Genomic DNA, 22,730 nt, shown 5'->3' on the forward strand with positions numbered 1-22,730 from the left:
GTACGTGAGTGACTGACCGGGATCATCGGCGATGAACGGCCGGCCGATGGCGAGCCGAGCGACTCACCACTGCCTTGACACTAGGTTGGCGGCAGTGGCGAGTCAAGCCACTCACCTCGTATGCTCAGTCCATGAGCAGGGTCGTATCGACGTACCACCAGCGCGTCGCCCAGGAAAAGCGCGCGCTGATCGTGACGGCCGCGACCGCGCTGTTCCTCGAGTTGGGCTACGACCGGACATCGCTGGCGCGGATCGCAGAGCGCTCGGGTGTCTCGCGGGCCACCTTGTTCAAGCAATTCCCAAGCAAGGCTGCCCTGTTCGACGCCATCGTCACCGAGTCCTGGTCAACCGCTGACGAGGAAAATCCTCCGCCGGCAGGCAACGTCGTTGACGGGCTCAGCGCCATCGGTCGCCGTTACGCCGAGCTGCTAAGCCGTGCCCAGATGACCGACCTGTTCCGGATCGTCATCGCCGAGCTGCCGCGGTTCCCGGAGCTGGCCCATGCGCAGTTCTCGCACGGGAAGATGCCCTACTTCGAGTCCGTACGCAGCTACCTCCTGGCTGAGCACGAGGCGGGAACGGTGCGGGTCGAGGACGTGGACCTCGCAGCCACCCAGTTCCTGGGCATGATTTCCAACTACGTCTTCTGGCCAACACTCCTAGTGCCGGGCTGGGAGGTGAGCGCCGAACGCGTCGCTCAGGTAGTCGACGAGGCCGTCCGCACCATCGCCGCCCGGTACGCCGCGACTGGACCAGGGGCGTCCACCAACGACTGAGTCCCGCCGCCACCAAAGGAGCTGATGCCTAGCAATCGAGGCCGTCGGCACCAAGGGCGTTCGCGGGGCATCCCGGGGCGGACACCGAAGGAGGGAGTGTCGATGTGTTGACCCATCTCGATCAGCCTGGCATCAGCACGGCCCGACAAGAGGTCTCAGCTGCCCTTCCCCTCGTAGCGTGGATTCAACGCGGCGACGACCAGGCCGGCGTCGTGCCGGTCGCCCATGGCGTAGCCGAGGATGTGCCGGGAGTACAGGTCGATGACGGTGGCGAGGTAGAGCTTGCCCTCCTGCGTGACGATCTCAGTCATGTCGCCGCACCAGGCCACGTCCGGCGCGGGAGCGGTGAACTGGCGCTTGACCAGGTCCGGGGCGGCTGGCCGTCTGCCTTGCCGGGTCAGCCCACGCCGGCGTCGTTTCGCTCTGGCGACCAGGCCCAGCTCGGCCATGAGCGCGGCGATCGTGTTGTCCGACACCCGCCAGCCCTGCTCGCGCAACTCGTCGCCGACGCGTGGACTGCCGTAGGTGCCGCCCGAGGCGTCGAAGACGCACCGGACCGCGTCCGTCAGCCTGGTCCGACGGTCCTGGCGGGGTGTCGGCCGACGGTCCCGCCACTTGTAGAACCACGATTCGGACACCCCCAGGGCCCGGCAGGCCACCGCGTGCGGCACGTCGTGCTCGGTCCTCTGGGAAGCGATGAAGGCGGCCACGCTCACCGGCCCGTCGCTTCCTTGACCCACAGGACCACGGATCGCTTGAGGACATCACGCTCCATCGCCAACTCGGCGTTCTCCCGCCGCAAGCGCGCCAGCTCCGCCCGCTCGTCCTCGGCCAGCTGCCCGGCAGCGGCTTCGCCACGAGCGGCACGATCCTGCTGCACCCAGTTGGCCAGGGTGCCACTGTTGATCCCCAGATCACGCGCTGCCTGCGCGATCGACTTCCCGGTCTCCCGCACGATCCGGACCGCGCCCGCGCGGAACTCCGGATCGAACCGGCGTCTCGTCTCAGCCATGAACCTCTATCCCTCAAATTCTGGCCTCCACGCTACGAGGGGAAGGGCACCCCACCTGGTCCCCAGGCACTGAGACGCTCGACGAAACGCAGCACCGGTTCAGCGAGGAGTAAACGAGTCCGGCTCCTGGTCGTCACCAGATGACAACTTCTCGCGTTTCTCCGCATCGGTGCTCCGCTGTACTGCCATGTATTCGGCCAGATGCGGGTCGGCTCGGACTTCATCGCCGCGCATGTATCGCGCAACGACCCGCTTCGCCGCCCGGTGCTGAAGGTACTCCTGCGCGTCGACCCTGCCTCCGCCGTACCGCTGCAGAGCCGCAATCACCTCTTCCGGCGCGATGGTGAAATCGTCCAATGCGAGCAACGAGTAGATTCGCCGTCCGTCTCGCTTGGTGGCCACCCGTCCCCCGAGCTTCACCCCCGGAGCCAGGCAGATCTTGATGTTCGTCGCATCCCACGACTCCCCCACCTTCGTTACGGTCAGCGACTCCACCGACTCCCAAGACAACCGGGTCGTGATTCCCCGCAGCCGAAGTGTCAGTCCATTCACATCGACTTTAATCAGAAACGGCCAGAGCAGCATCAGCCACGTAAGGAGAGAAACAGCGACTATAGCCACGCTAACAACTTCGTAGAAGGGCGCCTTGCTGTGATGAAAGTGGTCAGGGTTGGCCCCGGCCCACCGCGCCGCCAACCAGACGAGCGCCCCGAACAGCCCCCAGGCGAGGCAAATCTTGCGCAGTTTCGCAGTGTTCCGATGCAACTGCACGGTCACCCCTCCTGACAAGACGAATGCCCCACAGACTCGGCAGCTGATCTGGCACCGTACCGCAGCTCGTCACGTTGCTTCCCGTCGCAGGTCAGAGGGTGGAGGGCAGGAACGTGCCTGCCCCCCGCCAGCCGTCGGGCAAGGGCGTGGCGGTCGCCGAGCGAGAGTGGCAAGCGGCCGAGGACGCCCAGGTGACGGCACACGTACGGCCCGTCCAGGATCTTTGTTGCTGTGAGCGAACGATCCGGAAGGCAAGAGCGGCAGCCGTTGGAACTTGACCAGCGGTCAAGGAGCGCTACCGGGCGGCGCACTTGACCGGCGTGGTCCCCAGAACGCCAAAGAGGGCCGACCCGATGTCCGGATCAGCCCTCTGACCTGCGTCGGGACGGCCGGATTCGAACCGACGACCCCTTGACCCCCAGTCAAGTGCGCTACCAAGCTGCGCCACGTCCCGATGCCCCCGCGCGGATCTCCCCGCGACAGCCGGTACAGCTTAGCGCAGGATCTTCACGCCGTCCGCACTGCCCCCTCCCGTGCCGGAACGCGTCGTCCCGCGCACATCCCCTACAGCGTCCTAGGAGGATAGGGAAGTTGATGGGCAGCGGAAAAGCCGGGTGGGAGCGTGCTCCCACCCGGCTTCCGATCGGTCGGGTCAGCCGTGCGCCTTGCCCCGGCCGCCGGGGCCGAGCTTCTTGCGGGGGCGTACGGAGATCTCGATCGGGCTGCCCTCGTAGCCGAACTCCTCGCGCAGCTTGCGCTCGACGAACCGCTGGTAGCCGGCGTCCAGCGGGGCCGTGGTGAACAGCACGAAGCGCGGCGGCGCCACGCCCGCCTGGGTGGCGAAGAGGATCTTCGGCGCCCGCCCGCCCCGCACCGGGTGCGGGGTCGCCTGCACCAGCGCGGTCAGCCACGAGTTGAGCTGCGCGGTCGGTACGCGGGTCTCCCAGCTGGCCAGGGCCTTGCGCAGCGCCGGTGCGAGCTTGTCGACCGCCCGGCCGGTCTGCGCCGACAGGTTGAGCCGGATCGCCCACGGGATGCGGCGCAACTCGCGCTCGATCTCCTTGTCCAGGTAGTACCGGCGGTCGGCGTCGACCAGGTCCCACTTGTTGAAGGCGATCACCAGCGCCCGGCCGGCCTCGGTGACCATGGACAGGATCCGCTGGTCCTGCTCGCTGATGGGCTCGCTGGAGTCCAGCAGCACCACGGCGACCTCGGCGGCCTCGATCGCCCCGGCGGTCCGCAGGCTGGCGTAGTACTCGGTGCCGCTGGCCTTGCCGACCCGCTTGCGCAGGCCCGCCGTGTCGACGAGCTGCCAGGTCTCCCCGCCGATCTCGACCAGGCTGTCGACCGGGTCCACAGTGGTGCCGGCGACCGAGTCGACGACCGCCCGCTCCTCGCCCGAGAAGCGGTTGAGCAGGCTGGACTTGCCGACGTTCGGCCGGCCGACGAGGGCCACCCGGCGCGGGCCGCGCGGGCGGTTCTCGACGATCTTCGGGGCCTCCGGCAGCGCGGCCATGATGGCGTCGAGCAGGTCGCCGGAACCACGTCCGTGCAGCGCCGACACCGGGTACGGCTCACCCAGGCCCAGCGACCACAGCGAGGTGGCCTCCATCTCGATGGCGGTGTTGTCGGCCTTGTTCGCGACCAGGATCACCGGCTTGGCGCTGCGGCGCAGCATCCGTACGGCCGCCTCGTCCACGTCCGTCGAGCCGACCATCGCGTCGACCACGAACAGCACCACGTCGGCCGTGACGACCGCCGTCTCGGCCTGCGCGGCGATCGCGGCGGCCCGGTCCTTGGCGTCGGGCTCCCAGCCGCCGGTGTCCACCACGGTGAACTGCCGGCCGGCCCACTGCGCGTCGTACGGGACGCGGTCCCGGGTGACCCCGGGGACGTCCTCGACGACCGCCTGACGGCGGCCGATGATCCGGTTGACCAGTGTCGACTTGCCCACGTTGGGGCGGCCGACCACGGCCACGACCGGCTGCGGGCCGGTCGGCTCCTCGGTGTCGACGTCCGGTTCCCGCAGCTCGATCCACCCGTCGGTGTCGGTCATGCCACTCCCCGATCGGTCAGCAGGCCGCGCAGGCGCCCGACGACCTCGTCGATGCCCAACTCGGTGGTGTCCAGCACCACGGCGTCGGCGGCCTGGGTCAGCGGGTCGGCCTTGCGCGTCGAGTCGAGCCGGTCCCGCCGGGCCAGGTCGGCCGCCGTCGCCGCCACGTCGGTGGCGTCCTCGGCGCTGCGTCGGGCGGCCCGGGCCGCCTCGGAGGCGGTGAGGTAGACCTTCAGGTCGGCGTCCGGGGCCACCACGGACCCGATGTCGCGGCCCTCGACCACGATCCGACCGGCATTGGTGATCATCTCCTGCTGCCGGGTGACCAGCAGCGCGCGCACCGCCGGCACGGCGGCCACGGCGGAGACCGCCCCGGTCACCTCCGGCCCGCGGATCTCGGCGTCGACGTTCACGCCGTCGGCGGTCACGCCGTACCCCTGCGGGTCGGTGCCGATGCGCAGGTCCACCTCGCCGGCGACCTTGGCCACCGACTCGGCATCGGTCAGGTCGACCCCCGAGCGCAGCACCGCCCAGGTGATGGCGCGGTACATGGCGCCGGTGTCGAGATAGCGGGCACCGAGGCCGACGGCGAGCCGCCGGGAGACGGTGGACTTACCCGAACCGGACGGTCCGTCCACAGCGACCACACATCGCCCGGCCCGTTCGTTTTCCTCCACCGTCGTCCTCCTCAGCCCGTACCTCACGAAACACCGGATGTGTCGCGAGCGGTTGTCCAAACGTTCTCAATGATGCCCGGCGTCGCGCCGCCCGGTGGGCGCCGCCCGCGCCGGGCCGCCAGGGAGCCTACCGGCAGCCGTACCCCGAACTCGGGGGTCAGTCACCCACGGCCTTGAACAGGGCGGCGACCTCCGCGTTGGTCAGCCGCCGCGTCCGCCCCGCGCGCAGGTCGCCCAACCGGATCGGCCCGATCGCGGTACGCACCAGCCGGCTCACCGGATGGCCCGCCTCGCCGAGCAGCCGGCGGACGATGTGCTTGCGTCCCTCGTGCAGGCTCAGCTCCACCTGGGCGGTCCGTCCCAGCGTGTCCACCACCCGGAAGGAGTCGACCTTCGCCGGCCCGTCCTCGAGTTCCACGCCGGCCATCAGCCGCTTGCCGAGGTTGCGCGGGATCGGCCCGGACACCTCGCAGAGGTACGTCTTCTGCACCCCGTACGACGGGTGCATCAGCTTGTGGGCGAGGGTGCCGTCGTTGGTGAGCAGCAGCAGGCCCTCGCTGTCGGCGTCGAGCCGCCCGACGTGGTAGACCCGCTGCTCCACCCGGTTGCCGAGGAAGTCGGCGAGCGCCGTGCGGCCCTTCTCGTCGGCCATCGTGGAGACGACCCCGCGGGGCTTGTTCATGGCCAGGTAGACCAGTCGGGTGTCGGCGACGAGGCGCTCGCCGTCGACGTGGATCACGGCGGTGGCGGGGTCGACCTTGTCGCCGAGCTGGGCGACCCGGCCGTCGACGGTGACCCGGCGACGGAAGATCAGGTCCTCGCAGGCGCGCCGGGAACCCACGCCGGCGGCGGCCAGCACCTTCTGCAGGCGCTCGGCCCCCTCGAAGGCGGGCGCGTCGGGGCGGGGCGTGCGGTCATCGCGTGGCATCGGCAAGCTCTTCTACGTCGTCGGGAAGGAACGGGGCCAGCGGCGGGAGGTCGTCGACGCTGTTCAGCCCGAGCTTCTCCAGGAACATCGTGGTGGTCCGGTAGAGGAACGCCCCGCTGTCCGGTTCGGTGCCGCACTCCTCGACCAACCCGCGGGAGACCAGGGTACGGATCACCCCGTCACAGTTGACACCCCGGATGGCCGAGATCCGCGACCGGGTCACTGGCTGCTTGTAGGCGACCACGGCCAGTGTCTCCAGCGCCGCCTGGGTCAGCCGCACGGACTGCCCGTCCAGTACGAACCGTTCCACGTAGGTGGCGTATTCCGGGCGGGTGTAGAGACGCCAGCCACCCGCGGCCCGGCGCAGCTCGAAGCCGTGCCCGGCGGCCGTGTAGCCCGCGGCGATCTCGTCCAGCGCCGGCCCGATCCGCTCGGCGGGCTGCTCCAGCACCTGGGCGAGGACCAACTCGCTGACCGGCTCGTCCACCACCAGCAGGATCGCCTCCAGCGCCCCCCGCAGCTCCGCGTCGTCGAGTTCCGGCGCAGGCTCGGGCACCGCCCGCCGCCGCCCCGCCGGCCCCTTCGCGGGTACGCCCCCCGCCGGCCCCCTCCCCGCCGACCCGACCGCAGCCCCGCTCTCCCCTGCCGCTCCACTTCCCGCCGGCCCGACCACGGTCCCGCTTTTCCCGGCCGACCCTGCCGACCCGACCGCCGATGCCGGTTCCTCGGGCGCAGCCGCCGGTGCCGCCGCTTCAGGCCCTGCCGCCGGTGCCGGTGCTTCAAGCCCTGCCGCCGGTGCCGGCTCCTCAGTCCCTGCCCGCTCCCCGGGCTGGTCCCCGTTCACGGTCGCCGCGCCCGAGCCAGCCTCCGCTCCGGGCGCGGCGTCGGAATCCTCGAAGCCCGCCCCCGCACCCGCCTCCCGTGCGGCGTCGGAGTCCTCGGAGATCTTGGTAGGTTCGGGCCCCTCCGGGGGCGCGGAAGTGCCAAGATCTCCGGCTTCGGGGGCCGCGGCAGGGGCCGTGGGGCGCTGCCAGGGCGGCACCCAGGCGGCGGCCTGGTCGGCCAGGGAGTCCCGACGTTCGTCGTTGCTCATCCCGCTCGCTCCTCCGGCGTCGCCGCCCCGCTCCCGTCCGCCGCCACACCCGGCGACGTCCCGCTCTCCACCACCGCCGCACCCGACGCCGCTCCGCTGTCGGCCTCTGCCGATCCGGCGTCGGCCACCGAACCCGGCGCCGCTCCGCTGTCGACCATCAATCCGGTGTCCACCGTCGCGCCCGGCGCCAATTCGTTGTCGGCCACCAATCCGGTTTCCGCCGTCGCATCCGGCGGCGATCCGGCGTCGGCCACCGAACCGGCGTCCCCCGGCACCGCTCCGGCGTCGACCACGGCCGAACCGGCGTCCGCCGCCGATGCGGTGTCGGCCGCCAGTGCACCTGTGACCGTGCCTGAGCCGCTCTCGTCCGCCGTGCCGTCCGGCACCGGCCGCCGCTCGGCCGACGCCGCCGGCAACGGACCGGAGCCCGCCGGCTCGGGCAACGCCGGGGCTGGCTCGGGCGACGTCGGGGCCGGCTCGGGCGGGGTGCCGGCGTACTCGTCGACGTGCAGGTCGGGGCCGCCGTCGGCGGGACCGGTCCAGCGTACGGTCAACTCCTCCAGGGCCTGCTCCTGGACGAAGGCGACCAGGCCCTCCCGGTAGAGCTCCAGCAGGGCCAGGAACCGGGCCACCACCTCCAGGGTGGCCTCGCAGTCGGCGCAGAGCAGCGAGAAGGTGGCCGTGCCGACCCGGCGCAGCCGCTCGGTGAGGATGCCCGCGTGCTCCCGGACGCTGACCCGGACCATGTGCACGTGGGCGATGGAGACCTCGGGCACCGGCTTCGGCGTCATCGCCCTGATCGCCAGCTTCAGCAGCCGCTCCGGGCCGATGCCGAGCACCAGGTCGGGCAGCGCGTCGGCGTACCGGGCCTCCAGGGTGACCGCGCGGGGGTAGCGCCGGCCGCCGACCTCCTCCAGCGCGGCGATGTGCGCCGCCGCCTCCTTGTACGCCTTGTACTGCAACAGCCGGGCGAAGAGCAGGTCCCGCGCCTCCAGCAGCGCGAGGTCCTCCTCGTCCTCGACCTCGGCGGCGGGCAGCAGCCGGGCCGCCTTCAGGTCGAGCAGCGTCGCGGCGATGAGCAGGAACTCGCTGGCCTCGTCCAGGTCCCACTGGTCGCCCATGGCGCGGATGTAGGCGATGAACTCGTCGGTGACCCGGTGCAGCGCCACCTCGGTCACGTCGAGCTTGTGCTTGCCGATCAACTGGAGCAGCAGGTCGAACGGGCCGGTGAAGTTCGCCAGCCGGACGGTGAACCCGCCGCTCTCCACCGCCGCCTCGGGCACGCCGGCCGGATCCGTCGGCACCTCGGCGACGGCCTCGGCGGCCCGTACGGGCGGCTGCTCCGGCGTCGTCGGAGGGTCGAGGGGTGGCGCGGTCACCGGAAGACCGTAGTCCACGCCCCGGCCGGCTCGGCGCGAAGGTGCACGCCGGCCTACCGCTCGGCCTGGGCGGCGATCACCTCGCGGGCCAGTTGGCGGTAGTTGCGGGCGCCGGACGAGGCCGGGTCGAGCGTGGTGATCGGGGCGCCGGCGACGGTGGACTCGGGGAACTTGACGGTCTTGGTGATCACCGTCTGGTAGACCTTGTCGCCGAAGGCCTCCACCACCCGCTGGAGCACCTGCCGGCAATGGGTGGTGCGACTGTCGTACATGGTGGCGAGGATGCCCTCGAGCTCCAGGTCGAAGTTGAGCCGCTCACGCACCTTGTCGATGGTGTCCAGCAGCAGGGCCACCCCGCGCAGGCTGAAGAACTCGCACTCCAGCGGGATGAGCACGCCGTGCGCCACGGTCAGCGCGTTGATCGCCAGCAGGCCCAGCGAGGGCTGGCAGTCGATCAGGATGTAGTCGTACTCCTTGCGGACCGACCGGAGCACGCGGGCCAGGGCCATCTCCCGGGCGACCTCGTTGACCAGCTGGATCTCGGCCGCGGAGAGGTCGATGTTGGCCGGCAGCAGGTGCAGCCCCGCCACGTCGGTCTTGATCAGGACGTCCTCGGCGGTGACGTCGTCCTGCATGAGCAGGTTGTAGACCGACAGGTCGAGGTTGTGCGGGTTGACCCCCAGCCCGACCGAGAGGGCGCCCTGCGGGTCGAAGTCGACGAGCAGCACCTTGCGGCCGTACTCGGCCAGCGCGGCGCCCAGGTTGATGGTCGTGGTGGTCTTGCCCACACCACCCTTCTGGTTGGCCATCGCGATGATCCGGGCCGGGCCGTGCCGGTCGGTCGGCATCGGCTCGGGAATCGGCTTACGCATCGTGTATGCCGCCGGATCCGCCGGACCGAGATCCGCCCCGAGCGTGGCCTGCTGCTCGCGGAGCTCCGACGTCCAGGTCTCGGCACGGTCACCGTTGCCAGCCATGTGCTCGTTGCCCCCTCCCGACGACCACCCGGCGTCGGAGCCGTCCGACGTCCTTCGCGGCGCCGCTGCGCACCCCGGTCTGCATCACCATCGCCCCAGGAGGTCCGCGCCGATGCCGACTGTACGCCACCGCCCGGCGGCCCGGTCGCACCCGCTCGGCGTGTCGCCGCCCCGCCGACCAGGCCAGCCACCGGCGGCGTCCTGCGCGCGCCGCCCCGGACACCGTCGCGCCGCCCCTGCCGGCCGGCGGCGGTCACCCCTGGCGGGCCGCCCGGCGGTCGGTCCCGCGCCTGGGCCGGGGCCGAGCGGCGGCCGGAGCCGGGGCCGAGGGCCGAGCCGGGGGCCGAGGGCCGAGCCGGGGGCCGAGCCGGGCGGGGCCGGGCGGGGCCGGGCGGGGCCGGGCGGGGCCGGGCGGGGCCGGGGCCGGGCGGGGCCGGGCGGGGCCGGGGCCGGGGCCAGAGCCGGGCGGGGTTGGAGCCGGGTGGGTCAGCCCCGCGCCCGGGGATGGGCGGTGGCGTACACCTCGCGCAGCCGCTCGACCGTGACCAGGGTGTAGACCTGGGTGGTGGTCACCGAGGCGTGGCCGAGCAGCTCCTGCACCACCCGTACGTCCGCGCCGCCGTCGAGCAGGTGGGTGGCGTAGGAGTGGCGCAGGGTGTGCGGGGAGACCGCATCCGGGCCGTCCACCGGCAGCCCGGCCCGCTGGGCGGCGCGACGCAGGATGGTCCACGCGCCCTGCCGGGTCAACGCGCCGCCGCGGGCGTTGAGGAAGACCGCCGGGGTGCCCCGGCCGGCGGCGGCGAGCCCGGGGCGGGCCCGCACCAGCCAGGCCCGCACCGCCTCGACGGCGTACCCCCCGACCGGGACGAGCCGGGTGCGACCACCCTTGCCGCGCAGCAGCACGGTGCCCTCGTCCACGTCCAGGTCGTCCACGGCGGCGCCGGCCGCCTCGGAGATCCGCGCCCCGGTGCCGTACAGGAACTCCAGCAGCGCCCGGTCGCGCAGCGCGAGCGGCGCCTGGTCGCCGGCGGCGGTCAGCGACCCGGCGGTCTCCAGCAGCCGCACCACGGCGTCGGCCGGCAGCGCGCGGGGCAGCCGGCGCGGCGGCGTGGGCGGGCGGACGTCCCGGCTCGGGTCGGCGCCGGCCAGCCCCTCGCGCAGCGCGAAGCGGTGCAGCCCGCGTACCGCGCTGGCCGCCCGCGCGGCGGAGGCGACCGCGAGCGGCGGATGCTCCCCGTCGCCGGCGCGCAGCCGGGCCAGGTGCGCCTCGACCTGCCCGGGGCCGACGGCGGCCAGGTCCGGCACGCCGGCCGCCGCCAGGGTGGCCAGGTAGCGCTCCAGGTCCCGCCGGTACGACGCGAGCGTGTTCGCCGACAGTCCCCGTTCGACGGTGAGGTGGTCGAGGTAGCCGCGGACGGCACGACGCAGGGCCGGCGCGGGCTCCACGCCCGCGCCGGCCCCGTCCGGTGTGCCGGTCAGCCCGCCACCTCTCAGGCCAGCGCGTCGGCCAGCGCGAGGGGCGCCATGCCGTGCGCCTCGGCGACCGGGCCGTAGGTGACCTGCCCGTCGTGGGTGTTCAGGCCCAGCGCCAGCGCCGGGTCGCGACGCAGCGCCTCGCGCCAGCCGTGGTTGGCCAGCTCCAGCGCGTACGGCAGGGTGACGTTGGTCAGCGCGTAGGTGCTGGTGTGCGGCACCGCGCCCGGCATGTTCGCCACGCAGTAGAAGATCGAGTCGTGCACCTGGTAGGTCGGCTCGGCGTGCGTGGTGGGACGCGAATCCTCGAAGCAGCCACCCTGGTCGATGGAGATGTCGACGAGCACGCTGCCCGGCTTCATCCGGGAGACCAGCTCGTTGGAGATCAGGGTCGGGGCCTTCGCGCCGGGCACCAGCACCGCGCCGATGACGAGGTCCGCGTCCAGCACGGCCCGCTCGATCTCGTACGCGTTGGAGGCGACCGTCTGCAGGTGGCCCCGGTAGATGGCGTCGGCCTGGCGCAGCCGGGCGACGTTCTTGTCCAGCAGCAGCACCTCGGCCTGCAGGCCGAGCGCGATCGCGGCGGCGTTCATGCCGGAGACGCCGGCGCCGATGACCACCGTCTTCGCGGCGTACACGCCGGAGACGCCGCCCATCAGGATGCCGCGCCCGCCGCCCTGCCGCTGGAGGTGGTAGGCGCCCACCTGCGGGGCGAGGCGACCGGCCACCTCGGACATCGGGGCGAGCAGCGGCAGCGACCGGTCGGGCAGCTCGACGGTCTCGTACGCGATGCCGGTGACCTTGCGGTCGACCAGCGCGTCGGTGCACGCCTTCGAGGCGGCCAGGTGCAGGTAGGTGAAGAGCACCTGCCCCTCGCGCATCCGGTGGTACTCCTCGGCGATCGGCTCCTTGACCTTGAGCACCAGCTCGGCGGTCTCCCACACCTCGTCGGCGGTGGCCAGGATCTTGGCACCGGCGGCGGCGAACTCGTCGTCGCCGATGCTGGACCCGACGCCGGCGCCGGACTCGACGAAGACCTGGTGACCGCTGCGGACGAACTCGTTGACGCCCGCCGGCGTGATCGCCACGCGGTACTCGTGGTTCTTGACCTCGCGGGGGATTCCGACCTTCACGATGCAGACACCTCTCTTCGGGGCTGCGCTCCCCCGACTGCGCGGTGCCACGACGGCCCCTTTGCCGCCGCGGTCCACCGGTCCCGCCGGCGGCAGTCTAGGCGCGTCGCCGCCCCCGATGAGGCAGCACAGTGACATCCGGTGCCCGCACCCGCTGACGATGTGTCAGGCGTGAACCGGGCCGGCGGTGGGACCCGCACCTCAGCCGTCAGGACAGTGTTCATCCATTATCGTCCCACTCTTCGGGTACCGCTGCGGACAGGAGAGCAGTGGATCACTAGGGTGTCGCCTCATGACCACACCTCCTTACCAGCCCGGCTACCCCAACCAGCCCGGGTACCCGTCGGGTGTCTCCGACAAGAGCAAGGTCGTCGCCGGCGTCCTGCAGATCGTGCTGGGCACCTTCGGCGTCGGCCGCTTCTACATGGGCGACACCAAGACCGGCGTCATCCAGCTCATCGTGTCCCTCGTGACGTGCGGCATCGGCGGCATCTGGGGCCTCGTCGACGGTGTCCTGATCCTGATCAACGGTGGCGTCGACGGGCAGGGCCGGCCGCTGCGCGACTGACCGACCCGGAACGACGAAAGGGGCCGTGCGGACGTACCGCACGGCCCCTTCACGTTCTTCCCGACTCAGCCCGGCAGGGGCGCGTCGGCCCGGCGCAGCGCCGACCAACCGGTGTCGCGGGCCCGGGCGGCGGCGAGCAGCCCGGTCACGCAGGAGGCGTTGGTGATCTCGCCCGCGAGGACCATGCGGACCGCCTCGTCCAGGTCGATGCGGACGACCTGGAGGTCGGCCTCCTCCTCGCGACGCTCGTGCCGCTGCTCCGCCGGCACGTCGGCCAGGTCCCGGGCCAGGAAGACCCGGACCAGCTCGTTGGTGAAGCCCGGCGAGCTGTGCAGGTCCACCAGGACGTCGATGCGCCCGGCGGTGAGGTCGACCTCCTCGGCCAGTTCCCGGACCGCGGCGGCGGCCAGGTCCTCGCCGGAGACGTCGGTCAGCCCGGCCGGCAGCTCCCACAGGTGCCGCCCCACCGGGTGCCGGTACTGGCGGATCAGCACCACCTGGCCGGCGGAGTCGAGCGCCACCACGGCGACCGCGCCGACGTGCCGGACGAAGTCGCGGACGCCCGTCCCGCCGCCCGGCATGGTCACCTCCTCGCTGACCACGTCGAAGATCCGGCCCCGGTAGCGCTCGGTGCGCGAGCGCACCTCGTAGCGGTGCTCGACGGCGCTCACGCCGCTGTCGTGCCCGCTGCCCCGCTCGCTCACGCCGCCGCCCCGCTTCGCGTGCCAGCGGCGTGAGGCGCCGCGCTGCGGTGCGCGGTGGTTCGCTCGCTACGCTCGCTCACGAGGCCGACGTCGCCTTCGCGGCGGCGCCGCCGTTGCGGGCGGCGTTCTTCGCCGCCGCGCTCTCGGCGGCCTCCAGGTCGACGGGGAGCTGGTCGGCCTCCGAGTAGGCCACCGCTGCCTTCACGAAGGAGGCGAACAGCGGGTGCGGCCGGGTCGGCCGGCTCTTCAGCTCCGGGTGCGCCTGGGTGGCCACGAAGAACGGGTGCAGGTCCCGGTCCAGCTCGATGAACTCGACAAGCCGCCCGTCGGGCGAGGTGCCGGAGATGTGCAGGCCCGCCCTGGTCAGCGCGTCGCGGTAGGCGTTGTTCACCTCGTACCGGTGCCGGTGCCGCTCGCTGACCTCGGTGCTGCCGTACGCCTCGGCGACCAGCGAGCCCTCGGCGAGCGCCGCCGGGTACGCGCCCAGCCGCATGGTGCCGCCCAGGTCGCCCCTGCCGGCCACGATGTCCTCCTGGTCGGCCATGGTGGCGATGACCGGGTGCGCGGCCTCCTCGTCGAACTCCAGCGAGTTGGCACCCTCCAGGCCGGCCAGGTGCCGGGCCACGTCGATGGTCATGCACTGCAGGCCGAGGCAGAGGCCGAGCAGCGGGATGCCGTTCTCCCGGGCGTACCGGGCGGTGCCGATCTTGCCCTCGATGCCGCGCACCCCGAAGCCGCCGGGGATGACGATGCCGTCGACGCCGGCCAGGGCGGCCGCCGCGCCGGACGGGGTGACGCACTCGTCGCTGGGCACCCAGCGCAGCTGCACCCGGGACCGGTGGCCGAAGCCGGCGGCCCGGATCGCCTCGCTTACCGACAGGTACGCGTCGGGCAGGTCGACGTACTTGCCGACCACGGCGACGGTGACGGTGTGCCGGGGCTGGTGCACCCGGTCCAGCAGGTCGTCCCAGCTGGCCCAGTCGACGTCGCGGAAGGAGAGGCCGAGCCGGCGCACCACGTACGCGTCGAGGCCCTCGCGGTGCAGCACCTTCGGGATGTCGTAGATGCTCGGCGCGTCCGGGGCGGCGGTGACGGCCTCGCGGTCGACGTCGCAGTAGAGCGACAGCTTCTGCTTGACCTTGTCGGGGATCTCCCGGTCGCAGCGCAGCACCAGCGCGTCGGGCTGGATGCCGATGCTGCGCAGCTGGGCCACCGAGTGCTGGGTCGGCTTCGTCTTCAGCTCGCCCGACGGCGCCAGGTACGGCACCAGCGAGACGTGCAGGTAGAAGCAGTTGTCCCGGCCCAGGTCGTGGCGGACCTGGCGGATCGACTCCAGGAACGGCAGCGACTCGATGTCGCCGACGGTGCCGCCGACCTCGGTGATCACCACGTCCGGCACCTGGCCGTCGTCGTCCGGATCGGCCATCGCCAGGATCCGCGACTTGATCTCGTTGGTGATGTGCGGGATGACCTGGACGGTGTCGCCCAGGTACTCGCCGCGCCGCTCCTTGGCGATCACCTCCGAGTAGATCTGGCCGGTGGTGACGTTCGCCTTGCCGGAGAGCGCCCGGTCCAGGAACCGCTCGTAGTGCCCGACGTCGAGGTCGGTCTCGGCGCCGTCCTCGGTGACGAAGACCTCGCCGTGCTGGAACGGGTTCATCGTCCCCGGGTCGACGTTGAGGTAGGGGTCGAGCTTCTGCATGACCACGCGCAGGCCGCGCGCGGTGAGCAGGTTGCCGAGGCTGGAGGCGGTGAGGCCCTTACCCAGCGAGGAGGCGACTCCCCCGGTGACGAAAATGTGCCTGGTCGTCCGTGCTGAAGGGGCCAAGGCCTGCTCCCGTGTCGTCCGTCGCGGTCGTGCAGACCGCCGTGCCGATCAGCCAAGTGATCACGCGATCCACGGGATTCCACGGTAACACCTCTCCCGGCCCACCCGCCGGGCGCACCCGGAGCGGGCTGCGGGACGTCCCGCCCGCGCCTCAGCCGGCGGTGACCTCGGTCGATGCCAGGCCGGCCGGCGCGCGCTCCCCCGCGCCGGTTCCGGCCGTCGGCCCGGCCGCCCCGGTCGCCGGGCCCGGGGCGCGCGGAGCCGGGGGCGCCGCCGCCGTGGCCGGTCCCGCACCCGGATCGGGGGTACGGGCGGCGCCCGGCCCCGCGCCGGTCGGTGCCGGCCGGTCCGGGCCGGCGTCGTCCGGTCCCCCGCCGCTGTCCCCGCCCGAGCCGTCGCCCGTACCGCCGGGCCCCTCGTCGCGCGGGCGGCCCGCGTCGGGCAGCGTGCGGTCGGTGGAGTGGTCGAGCACCCGCAGCGCGGCCAGCGCCGCCATCGGCACCACCAGGGCGGCGGCCGCGCCGGCCACGTCCAGGGCGTCGCCGCCCAGCACCCCGCCGATCACCGCGGCGACGGCGGTGCCGGCCATCGCCGCCCGCATCGCCGGGTAGATGCCGAAGAGCCGCATCAGCCCGCCCCACGGCTGGAGCAGGGCGAACCAGACCAGCAGGGCGCCGACCAGGGCCAGCACCGTCAGCGGGCTGTTGACCAGGGTCTCGAAGTTGGCCGTGCTGGAGCGGTGCACGGTGAGCCCGCCGGTGCCGTCACCGACGGCGGCCAGGAACCGGCCGAGGCTGCCCCGCTCGGCGGCGGGCCGGCGCAGGTCGAGCACCGCGAAGCCGATCGTCAGCGCGAGCCCGGCCATGGTGGCCCAGGCGAGCCTGCTGATCGTCAGCCAGCCGCCGGCGCTGATCGCCGCGGCGACGCTCAGCCCGGCGGTCAGCGCGATCGCGCCGATCGGGTCGGCCCCCAGGTACGGGCTGCCGACGACCAGCACGGCGGCGCCGCCGACGGCCACCATCACGGGCGGCCGCCAGGACCGGCGCACCCGCTGGGCCAGCCATCCCGCGCTCAGCAGGGACCCGGCCAGGAACACCCCGAGCCCGACGGTGCCCAGCCCGGCGTACCGACCGCCCTCCAGCGCGGAGTAGCCGACCACCCCGTTGAGCTGGAGGCGGGCGCCGGTGAGCACGTCCAGCCCCACGGCCAGCGTGGTCAGGCCGGCCACCGCACCGAGCGGACCGAGCGTGCTCGCGTGCCCGGGCGCGAACCGCACCACGGCGGTCCCGGCGACCAGCAGCAGCACGGTCACCCCGGCGAAGTAGACGCCCGCGTGGTCCCCGCGCCACCAGGGCACGGCGTCGGCCAGCAGCGCAGCCGGGACGGCGAGGGCCGCCGCGACCAGCAGCAGCTCCACGACCGCCACCACCCGCCGCGAGACCGGCTCCGGGCCGTACGGGCCGGCGTGCCGGCGGGCCCGGCGCAGCAGCGGCAGCACCGCCACGGCCAGCAGCACCTGGGCGCCGGCCAGCAGCGTGAAGAACCAGTCGGCCACCCGGCGCTGGGCGGCCGCCTCCCGGTCGGCGTCCGCCGGCGCGGCGATCGCGGCGGCGAGGTCCGCCGGCCGTCCACCGACCGACTCGGCGGGTCGGCCGAGGAAGAGCCGTTCGGGCAACGGCCGGCCCAGCGCGGTGAGCGCGGTCGGCGCGAGGTCGACCAGTTGCAGGTAGCCCTCACGGCCGGTGCTGGCCGAGGTGAGCCACCCGCCTTCCCAGCCCGGCCCGTCGGCGACGGCGACGTGCAGCCGGGACGGGGCGTCGGTGTCGGAGACCCCGGCGACGAGCACCAGCGAGCGGGGCGGCCGGGCGGCCAGCACCCGGGCCAGGCGGGCGTCCGCCTCCCTCGCGACCGCGGCCCGGGCCGCCGGGTCCTCGCCGGTGACCGTGCCGAGGTCGACGATGCTCAGCACGCAGGAGCCGAGCAGGGCCGCCGGGTCCGCCGGGAGCGCCGGCGCGTACCGGTCGACACGGCCGAACGGTCGGGCGGCGGCCACGGCCGCGCCGGGCCCGACCGCCACCGAGCAGCGCACCGACTCCGCCAGCGCGCCGGGCACCGTGCCCCAGGGCAGCCGCTCCTGGTTGTGCAGGACGACGCTCTCCTGGTCGGGCAGGTTCGCGCCGATGCCGTCGGGCTGCTCGACCGTCACCTGGGCCGGTGGACAGCCCTCGGCCTGCCGGCTGCCGTTCCAGGCGGCGTAGCTGCCGGCGCCGAGGGTCAGCCAACCGTCCACCGGGCAGGTCGGGCGGTGCGCGGAACGGACCGACAGGGAGCCGATCGAGCCCTCCTGGGCCATCCGCCACAACGTCGGCGTGGTCTGCGGGTCGACGTCCTCCCAGCGCAGCCCGGCGACCCCGACCAGCACCACGAAGTCGGCGGTGCGTCCGGGCGACGCCGCCCGATCGGGGCGTGCGGTCAGCGCGGTGATGCCCAGCGCCACCACGACCAGGGTCAGCAGGATCGGGGCGATTCTGCGCCGCATCACCGGCGTCCCGTCGACGGGGCGTCGGCGCCGGGGGCGGCCGGTCCGGCGCCGTGCGGGGCCAGCTCGGCGTAGAGCGCCGCCAGCTGGGCCAGGGTGTCCGCCTCGGTGGGCCAGGAGGCGGCCCGGGCGGCGCCGCGCCGCCCCAGCTCGGCCCGCCCGGCCTCGTCGTCGAGCAGGGCGCGCACGGCCGCGTCGACGGCGTCCACGTCCGCCGGCGGCACCAGCACCGCGGCGTCGCCGACCAGCTCCGGCAGGCCGCCGACCGCCGTCGCCACCAGTGGTACGCCGGCCCGCATCGCCTCCTGCGCGAAGAGCTGACGGGCCTCCCAGTCGCTGGTCACCAGCGCCAGGTCGGCCCCGGCCAGCAGGTCGGCCACGTCGGTGCGGTGCCCGAGCAGGGTCACCGGGGCCCGGGCGGCGGAGATCCGGGCGGCCAGCGGCAGGTAGGCGGGGCCACTGCCGGCGATCACCACGACCGGCGCCGGTGTCCGGGTACGCCACCGGGCGGCGGCGTCGATCAGCACGTCGTACCGCTTCTGCGGGTGCAGCCGGCCCACGGAGAGGATCAGCGGCCGGTCCTGGCCGACGCCGAACTCGGCGCGGACGGCGGCCCGGCGGCGGCGCGGCACGGGCAGTGCCGGCGCGGCGACCGGGGCGAGCCGGGCGTCCGCCGCGCCCAGCGCGGTGGCCCGCTCGACCAGGTCGGTGGAGGCGCCGAGCGCCACCCGGGCGCCCCGGGCGACGACCCGCTCGACGAGGCGCGACACGCCTCCGCGCAGGCCGCCGGCGAGCACCGCGTTGTGCCAGGTGACCACGAGCGGGGCGGCGGGCCGGGCGAGCACGGCGACGAGCCCGGCGCGCAGGCCGTGGGCGTGCAGCACGTCGACCGGTTCGGCGGCGAGGGCCCGGCGCAGCGCGGTGACCGCGCGGGCGTCGGCCGGGGTCGGGCTGGCCGGGATCTCCACCGGCAGGAACCGGGCGCCGACGCCCGTGAAGTCGAACTGCTCCTGCGTCGCAGCGGGGCCGCAGACCAGCACGGAGGCGCCCGCGGCGGTCAGCCCTTCGGCCAGCGAGCGGACGTGCTGCCCGACGCCGCCGGTGCTGGAGGCGAGCAGCAGGGCCACCGTGCCGCGCCAGCCGGGAAACGGTGCCGGCTGCGTCACCGCGACCACCCCCGTTCGTCGGTAGTCGTCGGCCGGTCACCCGTCCTGCACCCGCTCACCGGGACACCGTCTCCTTCCCGCCACCCCGTTCCGGGGGGATGTCGCCCTCGCCCGTCCCATCGGCGGGGGCCGCCGGCCCACGCCGGCCCGCCCTGCCCAGCCGCCGGAGCACCCCGGCGAGCAGCGGCGACACGTCCCGCCGGTCGACCAGCCAGACGACGGCGAGGAACACGACGCCGACCAGGGCTCCGGACAGCATGCCCTGCACGAGTGCGCCCGGTGTCGTCGGGGTGCCGCCGGCGGCCGCGTCGAGCCAGCGGGCGAGGGCCGTTCCGGCGAGCGCGGCCAGGGCGCCGGCGAGCAGTCCGGCGGCGCCTGCCCGGCCCGCTCCGGCGAGCGCGGGACGCCCTGCCGAGCGCCACACCGCGACGAGCAGCAGCCCGCCGAGCAGCACCATCCCGGCCGAGTTGGCCAGGGCGACCGCGAGCACCCGGTCCGTCACCGGCAGGAGGACCGCCAGCGGCACCGCCACCACCGGCACGGCCAGCCAGCCGGCGGTGATCGCGAAGGTCGCCGGGCGGGTGTCGCCACGTGCGTAGAGGGCGCGGGAGAGCACCGCGAAGAGGCCGTAGCCGAGCAGCCCGGGGGCGAAGCCGACGATGGCCGCGGCGGTGGAACCCGGGTCGCCCGGGTAGAAGAACGCGGCGACCGGCGCGGCCGTGCCGACCAGTGCCGCCGCGCCGAGGCAGCTGAACAGCAGCACCCCACGCACGGTCGAGGAGAGCGTGCGCTGGTACTCCTCGTCCCGCCCCGCCGCGGCGGCGGTCGCCAGCGTCGGGTACGCCGCCACCGCGAGGGGGACCGCCAGCACCGCCCAGGGCAGCAGGTACATGGTCTGGGCCAGGTTGAACACCTGCGGCGAACCGGTCGGGCCGCCGGAGACGCGGTTGAGCAGCACCAGCAGCGCGAGCTGCTGCGCGGTGACGGTGACCGCCCCGGCCATCGCCAGCGCGCCCACCCGCGCCCGGGCGTCGGGCGGGAACGCGTACCCGGGGCGTGGCCGCAGGCGCAACCGGCGCAGCGGGATCAGCAGGGACAGCGACAGCACCACGACGCCCAGCGTGGTGCCGGCCGACAGGAGCAGCTCGCCTCCACCGCTCACCTGCGCCACGCCGACGCTTCGTCCCTCGGTTCCGGCGAAGGCGAGGTACACCACGATCACGGTGAGGCTGGACAGCAGCGGCGCGATCACCGGCCAGGCGAAGCGGCGGTGCGCTTGGAGCACCCCGGTGAGCACGATGCCGACGCCGTAGAGCGGCAGCTGCGGGGCGAAGACCCGCAGCATCCGCGCCCCGGCCGCCAACTCGGCCTCGGAGCGCCCCTCGCTGAGCAGCGACACGATCGGGTTGGCCGCCACCGCGACCAGGACGGCCAGCGGCACCAGCAGGGTGACCGTCCAGGTGAGCAGGGCCCCGGTGGTGGCGGACACCGCGCGCCGGTCACCGGCCGCGACCGGCCCGGCCAGCAGCGGTACGACCAGGCTCGCCAACGCGCCACCGGCCACGATCTCGAAGATGATGTTCGGTGCGGTGTTGGCGATGACGTACATGCCGCCGAGGTCGCTCTTCTGCACGACCCAGGTGAAGACGGCGGTACGGCCGAAGCCGGCGAGCCGGCTGAGGACGGTGAGTACGGCGATGAGCGCGGCCGCTCCGGCGACACGGCCGGCGCCGGCGAGGGGTGCCGGGGTCGTCACGTCAGTCGGCGCGCCGGCCCAGTGCGTCGAGCTCGCGCAGCCCGGGGGTGCGCTGGATGACCTGGGTGAAGCTGACCTTCTCGCTGGCCGCGGTGAGGCCGGCGAGCACGGCGAGCAGCCCGGCCCGCCCGACGGGCCCGGTACGCGCGGCCAGCGCCACGCCGAGCAGCGCGCCGAGCGCGTTCGCGCCGCTGTCGCCGAGCATCACGTCCTCGCCGAGGTCGGCGGGAAGCAGCCCGGCGGCGGCGCCGACGGCCCCGGCGGCGATCCCGCCGTGCGGACCACCGGCCAGCGGGGCGCCGAGCAGGAGGCCGGACTTCAGCGCCCGGCCGGGACGCAGGTCCAGCAGGTTGAGCAGGTTCGCGGTGCCGGCGATGACACCGGCGCCGAGCAGCACGTCGACGCCCCGGCCCAGCGCGCCCTGCCGCTGGCGACGCCGGTGCCCGGCGACCCGGGGGTCGGCGGCGAGCAGCGCGGCGGCGCCGAGGCCCGCGGCCCCCACCCCGACGACCTTGACCAGCCCGGCGGTGACCCGGCCCTCGCGCAGCGCGGCCAGGTGCCCGGCGAACCCCTTGGCCGCCTTCTGCTCCGGCCGGGTGCCCACCACGTCGTCGTAGAGCCCGACCGCCCCGGCGCCCACCCCGGCGACCAGGGCCGCGGCTCCCGATGGGCCGCTGGAGGCGCCGAACGCGCCCGTCGCGGCGGCACCTGCGGCGAGGGCGGGGCCGGCGGCCAGGCTCACCGTGCGGCCGCGGAAGTTGGTCCGCTCCAGTGCGGGACCGGCCGGGGAGGTGCGCACCTCGCGCAGGGCGTAGCGGGCGGCGGCGGCGCCCGCGCCGGCGATCAGCAGTCGACCGAGCAGGCTCACGCGCGTCCCTCCCGCCGTACGTCGGCGAGGCGGGATCCGGACAGCGGGGTACGTCGTTCGCTCACTGGGGCAGTCTAGGCAGCAGGGACGACGCGTTGTCGCCGACACCGTACTGTCCGGCCTTCTTCTCGGTGACCTGTTGCACCAGCGCGAGGGCGGTGACCAGCTGGCCCTGGACGGTGTTGGCGTTGTCAACGGTGGAGATGGTCTGCACCAGCACGGGGTCGCTGCGCACGGCGGCCACCAGGTTTCCACCGGCCGAGCCGTTGCCGCCCACGACGAGGATCCCGGCCTGGTCGAACTGCTCGGCGACCTTCAGCACCGACTCGTCCTTCTTCGCCGAGTCCTTGTCCACGTACGGCTGCCCGCTGACCAGGACGACGGCCTCCGCCGGCGCGGTGACCGGCTTCTCGGTGGTCAGGTAGTTGGCGTTGACGTAGGCGGCGAGCACCGCCCGCCGGTCGGCCTCGGTGACGGGGGTGGCGCCGGCCGCCCGGTCGATCAGGACGCTGGCCAGCAGCGCGCTGGACGTCTCGACACCGTTGCTGTTGCTCGGCAGGTCGGCGGTCGGCGCGCCGGTGGGACGCGCGGCGGTGACCGCCAGCTCCAGCAGGTTGTTGTTGTTGTCCGGGTTGATGAACTTGTCCTGCAGGTCGATGCGACCGGTCACCTGGGCGCCGGCGAGCTGGAGCATCTTGACCACACCCTCGGTGTGGTCGCGCCCGGTGGGCAGGCCGACGACCAGCACCCGCTTGCCGGTCAGCGTGCCCGGCAGGACGACCTCCGCGATCTGGGCCGCGAAGTCCTCCTCGAGTTCCAGCTCCTTCTCCATGCTCTGGACCGCCTGGCGCATCTGCTGGTTGTCCTTGCGCAGCGCGTTGACGTTCTCCTTGAGCGAGTCGGCAACCGGGCCGTTGAGGGCGGCGGTGCCGACCACCAGACCGATCGCCAACGCGAGGAAGACCGCGGTCAGGGACACCACGTGGTACCGGAAATTGATCACACCTGCAGCCTCTTGATCGGTGG

The 22,730-nt window shown here is 73.8% G+C and carries 19 protein-coding genes, 1 tRNA gene and 1 pseudogene; 2 read left to right on the top strand and 19 right to left on the bottom strand.

Annotated features, from left to right (window positions below):
- The first annotated feature begins 131 nt into the window (after positions 1 to 131).
- Positions 132 to 776 (top strand): TetR/AcrR family transcriptional regulator, encoded by a 645-nt coding sequence (locus ACGFNF_RS20950; protein WP_393169981.1) that lies wholly within the window; start codon positions 132 to 134, stop codon positions 774 to 776.
- A gap of 155 nt (positions 777 to 931) precedes the next feature.
- Here ACGFNF_RS20950 and ACGFNF_RS20955 read toward each other — a convergent pair whose 3' ends face one another.
- The 12 genes and pseudogenes from ACGFNF_RS20955 to ald all read right to left on the bottom strand — a co-directional run bounded on the left by ACGFNF_RS20955 (position 932) and on the right by ald (position 12,275).
- Entirely contained in the window at positions 932 to 1,492 is a 561-nt protein-coding gene (locus ACGFNF_RS20955) for an IS3 family transposase (protein ID WP_393169983.1), read from the bottom strand.
- Positions 1,489 to 1,788: a transposase gene (locus ACGFNF_RS20960; protein ID WP_393169985.1), complete on the bottom strand. Its 300-nt coding sequence runs from the start codon at positions 1,786 to 1,788 to the stop codon at positions 1,489 to 1,491. The genes ACGFNF_RS20955 and ACGFNF_RS20960 overlap by 4 nt, the downstream gene beginning before the upstream one ends.
- 99 nt (positions 1,789 to 1,887) lie before the next feature.
- Positions 1,888 to 2,565 (bottom strand): hypothetical protein, encoded by a 678-nt coding sequence (locus ACGFNF_RS20965; protein ID WP_393169987.1) that lies wholly within the window; start codon positions 2,563 to 2,565, stop codon positions 1,888 to 1,890.
- A gap of 374 nt (positions 2,566 to 2,939) precedes the next feature.
- Positions 2,940 to 3,013: transfer RNA gene (locus ACGFNF_RS20970), tRNA-Pro, on the bottom strand.
- Positions 3,014 to 3,211: 198 nt separating this feature from the next.
- Positions 3,212 to 4,615, bottom strand: a complete 1,404-nt coding sequence (gene der / locus ACGFNF_RS20975) for a ribosome biogenesis GTPase Der (RefSeq protein WP_132234404.1) — start codon at positions 4,613 to 4,615, stop codon at positions 3,212 to 3,214.
- The gene (cmk, locus tag ACGFNF_RS20980; RefSeq protein WP_311413896.1) at positions 4,612 to 5,292 is read right to left on the bottom strand and encodes a (d)CMP kinase; all 681 of its coding nucleotides are present in this window, start codon (positions 5,290 to 5,292) and stop codon (positions 4,612 to 4,614) included. The genes der and cmk overlap by 4 nt, the downstream gene beginning before the upstream one ends.
- 157 nt (positions 5,293 to 5,449) lie before the next feature.
- Positions 5,450 to 6,220 (bottom strand): pseudouridine synthase, encoded by a 771-nt coding sequence (locus ACGFNF_RS20985; RefSeq protein WP_121397673.1) that lies wholly within the window; start codon positions 6,218 to 6,220, stop codon positions 5,450 to 5,452.
- Entirely contained in the window at positions 6,207 to 7,064 is an 858-nt protein-coding gene (gene scpB / locus ACGFNF_RS20990; protein WP_393170015.1) for an SMC-Scp complex subunit ScpB, read from the bottom strand. Before scpB ends, ACGFNF_RS20985 begins: the two co-directional genes overlap by 14 nt.
- A 611-nt stretch (positions 7,065 to 7,675) precedes the next feature.
- Positions 7,676 to 8,710: pseudogene (locus ACGFNF_RS20995) on the bottom strand (segregation and condensation protein A); the annotation flags it as partial.
- A 35-nt stretch (positions 8,711 to 8,745) separates the two neighbouring features.
- Positions 8,746 to 9,669, bottom strand: coding sequence for a ParA family protein (locus ACGFNF_RS21000; RefSeq protein WP_121397670.1), 924 nt, complete (start codon positions 9,667 to 9,669; stop codon positions 8,746 to 8,748).
- A gap of 486 nt (positions 9,670 to 10,155) precedes the next feature.
- On the bottom strand, positions 10,156 to 11,148 hold the full coding sequence (locus tag ACGFNF_RS21005; RefSeq protein ID WP_393170017.1) for a site-specific tyrosine recombinase XerD: 993 nt from the start codon (positions 11,146 to 11,148) through the stop codon (positions 10,156 to 10,158).
- 11 nt (positions 11,149 to 11,159) lie between these two features.
- Positions 11,160 to 12,275 carry an alanine dehydrogenase gene (gene ald, locus ACGFNF_RS21010; RefSeq protein WP_132234416.1) on the bottom strand — a complete coding sequence of 372 codons (1,116 nt, stop codon included), beginning with the start codon at positions 12,273 to 12,275 and terminating at the stop codon, positions 11,160 to 11,162.
- A gap of 226 nt (positions 12,276 to 12,501) precedes the next feature.
- Here ald and ACGFNF_RS21015 point away from each other — a divergent pair, with 226 nt between their 5' ends.
- On the top strand, positions 12,502 to 12,843 hold the full coding sequence (locus ACGFNF_RS21015) for a TM2 domain-containing protein (RefSeq protein ID WP_357580379.1): 342 nt from the start codon (positions 12,502 to 12,504) through the stop codon (positions 12,841 to 12,843).
- A gap of 65 nt (positions 12,844 to 12,908) precedes the next feature.
- On the opposite strand, the gene ACGFNF_RS21020 is transcribed toward ACGFNF_RS21015, so the two are convergent.
- The 7 genes from ACGFNF_RS21020 to ACGFNF_RS21050 all read right to left on the bottom strand — a co-directional run bounded on the left by ACGFNF_RS21020 (position 12,909) and on the right by ACGFNF_RS21050 (position 22,707).
- On the bottom strand, positions 12,909 to 13,514 hold the full coding sequence (locus tag ACGFNF_RS21020) for an NUDIX hydrolase (protein WP_311413955.1): 606 nt from the start codon (positions 13,512 to 13,514) through the stop codon (positions 12,909 to 12,911).
- 109 nt (positions 13,515 to 13,623) lie between these two features.
- Positions 13,624 to 15,375 (bottom strand): CTP synthase, encoded by a 1,752-nt coding sequence (locus ACGFNF_RS21025; protein ID WP_357580377.1) that lies wholly within the window; start codon positions 15,373 to 15,375, stop codon positions 13,624 to 13,626.
- A gap of 151 nt (positions 15,376 to 15,526) precedes the next feature.
- On the bottom strand, positions 15,527 to 17,914 hold the full coding sequence (locus ACGFNF_RS21030; RefSeq protein ID WP_393169991.1) for a hypothetical protein: 2,388 nt from the start codon (positions 17,912 to 17,914) through the stop codon (positions 15,527 to 15,529).
- Positions 17,914 to 19,080, bottom strand: a complete 1,167-nt coding sequence (locus ACGFNF_RS21035) for a glycosyltransferase family 4 protein (protein ID WP_393169993.1) — start codon at positions 19,078 to 19,080, stop codon at positions 17,914 to 17,916. The genes ACGFNF_RS21030 and ACGFNF_RS21035 overlap by 1 nt, the downstream gene beginning before the upstream one ends.
- Positions 19,081 to 19,135: 55 nt before the next feature.
- Positions 19,136 to 20,836 (bottom strand): lipid II flippase MurJ, encoded by a 1,701-nt coding sequence (gene murJ, locus ACGFNF_RS21040; RefSeq protein WP_357580374.1) that lies wholly within the window; start codon positions 20,834 to 20,836, stop codon positions 19,136 to 19,138.
- Position 20,837: 1 nt separating this feature from the next.
- Positions 20,838 to 21,704, bottom strand: coding sequence for a hypothetical protein (locus ACGFNF_RS21045; RefSeq protein WP_357580373.1), 867 nt, complete (start codon positions 21,702 to 21,704; stop codon positions 20,838 to 20,840).
- A gap of 61 nt (positions 21,705 to 21,765) precedes the next feature.
- Entirely contained in the window at positions 21,766 to 22,707 is a 942-nt protein-coding gene (locus ACGFNF_RS21050) for a copper transporter (RefSeq protein ID WP_357580372.1), read from the bottom strand.
- Positions 22,708 to 22,730 lie beyond the last annotated feature (23 nt).

Source organism: Micromonospora sp. NPDC048868 (assembly GCF_043198195.1).
GTDB lineage: Bacteria > Actinomycetota > Actinomycetes > Mycobacteriales > Micromonosporaceae > Micromonospora > Micromonospora reichwaldensis.

Excerpts from the sequence above, each read along its gene's own strand:
- ACGFNF_RS20950 (WP_393169981.1), top strand. The coding sequence starts at position 132 with ATGAGCAGGGTCGTATCGACGTACCACCAGCGCGTCGCCCAGGAAAAG.
- ACGFNF_RS20960 (WP_393169985.1), bottom strand. The coding sequence starts at position 1,788 with ATGGCTGAGACGAGACGCCGGTTCGATCCGGAGTTCCGCGCGGGCGCG.
- der (WP_132234404.1), bottom strand. The coding sequence starts at position 4,615 with ATGACCGACACCGACGGGTGGATCGAGCTGCGGGAACCGGACGTCGAC.
- ACGFNF_RS20985 (WP_121397673.1), bottom strand. The coding sequence starts at position 6,220 with ATGCCACGCGATGACCGCACGCCCCGCCCCGACGCGCCCGCCTTCGAG.
- ACGFNF_RS21000 (WP_121397670.1), bottom strand. The coding sequence starts at position 9,669 with ATGGCTGGCAACGGTGACCGTGCCGAGACCTGGACGTCGGAGCTCCGC.
- ACGFNF_RS21030 (WP_393169991.1), bottom strand. The coding sequence starts at position 17,914 with ATGCGGCGCAGAATCGCCCCGATCCTGCTGACCCTGGTCGTGGTGGCG.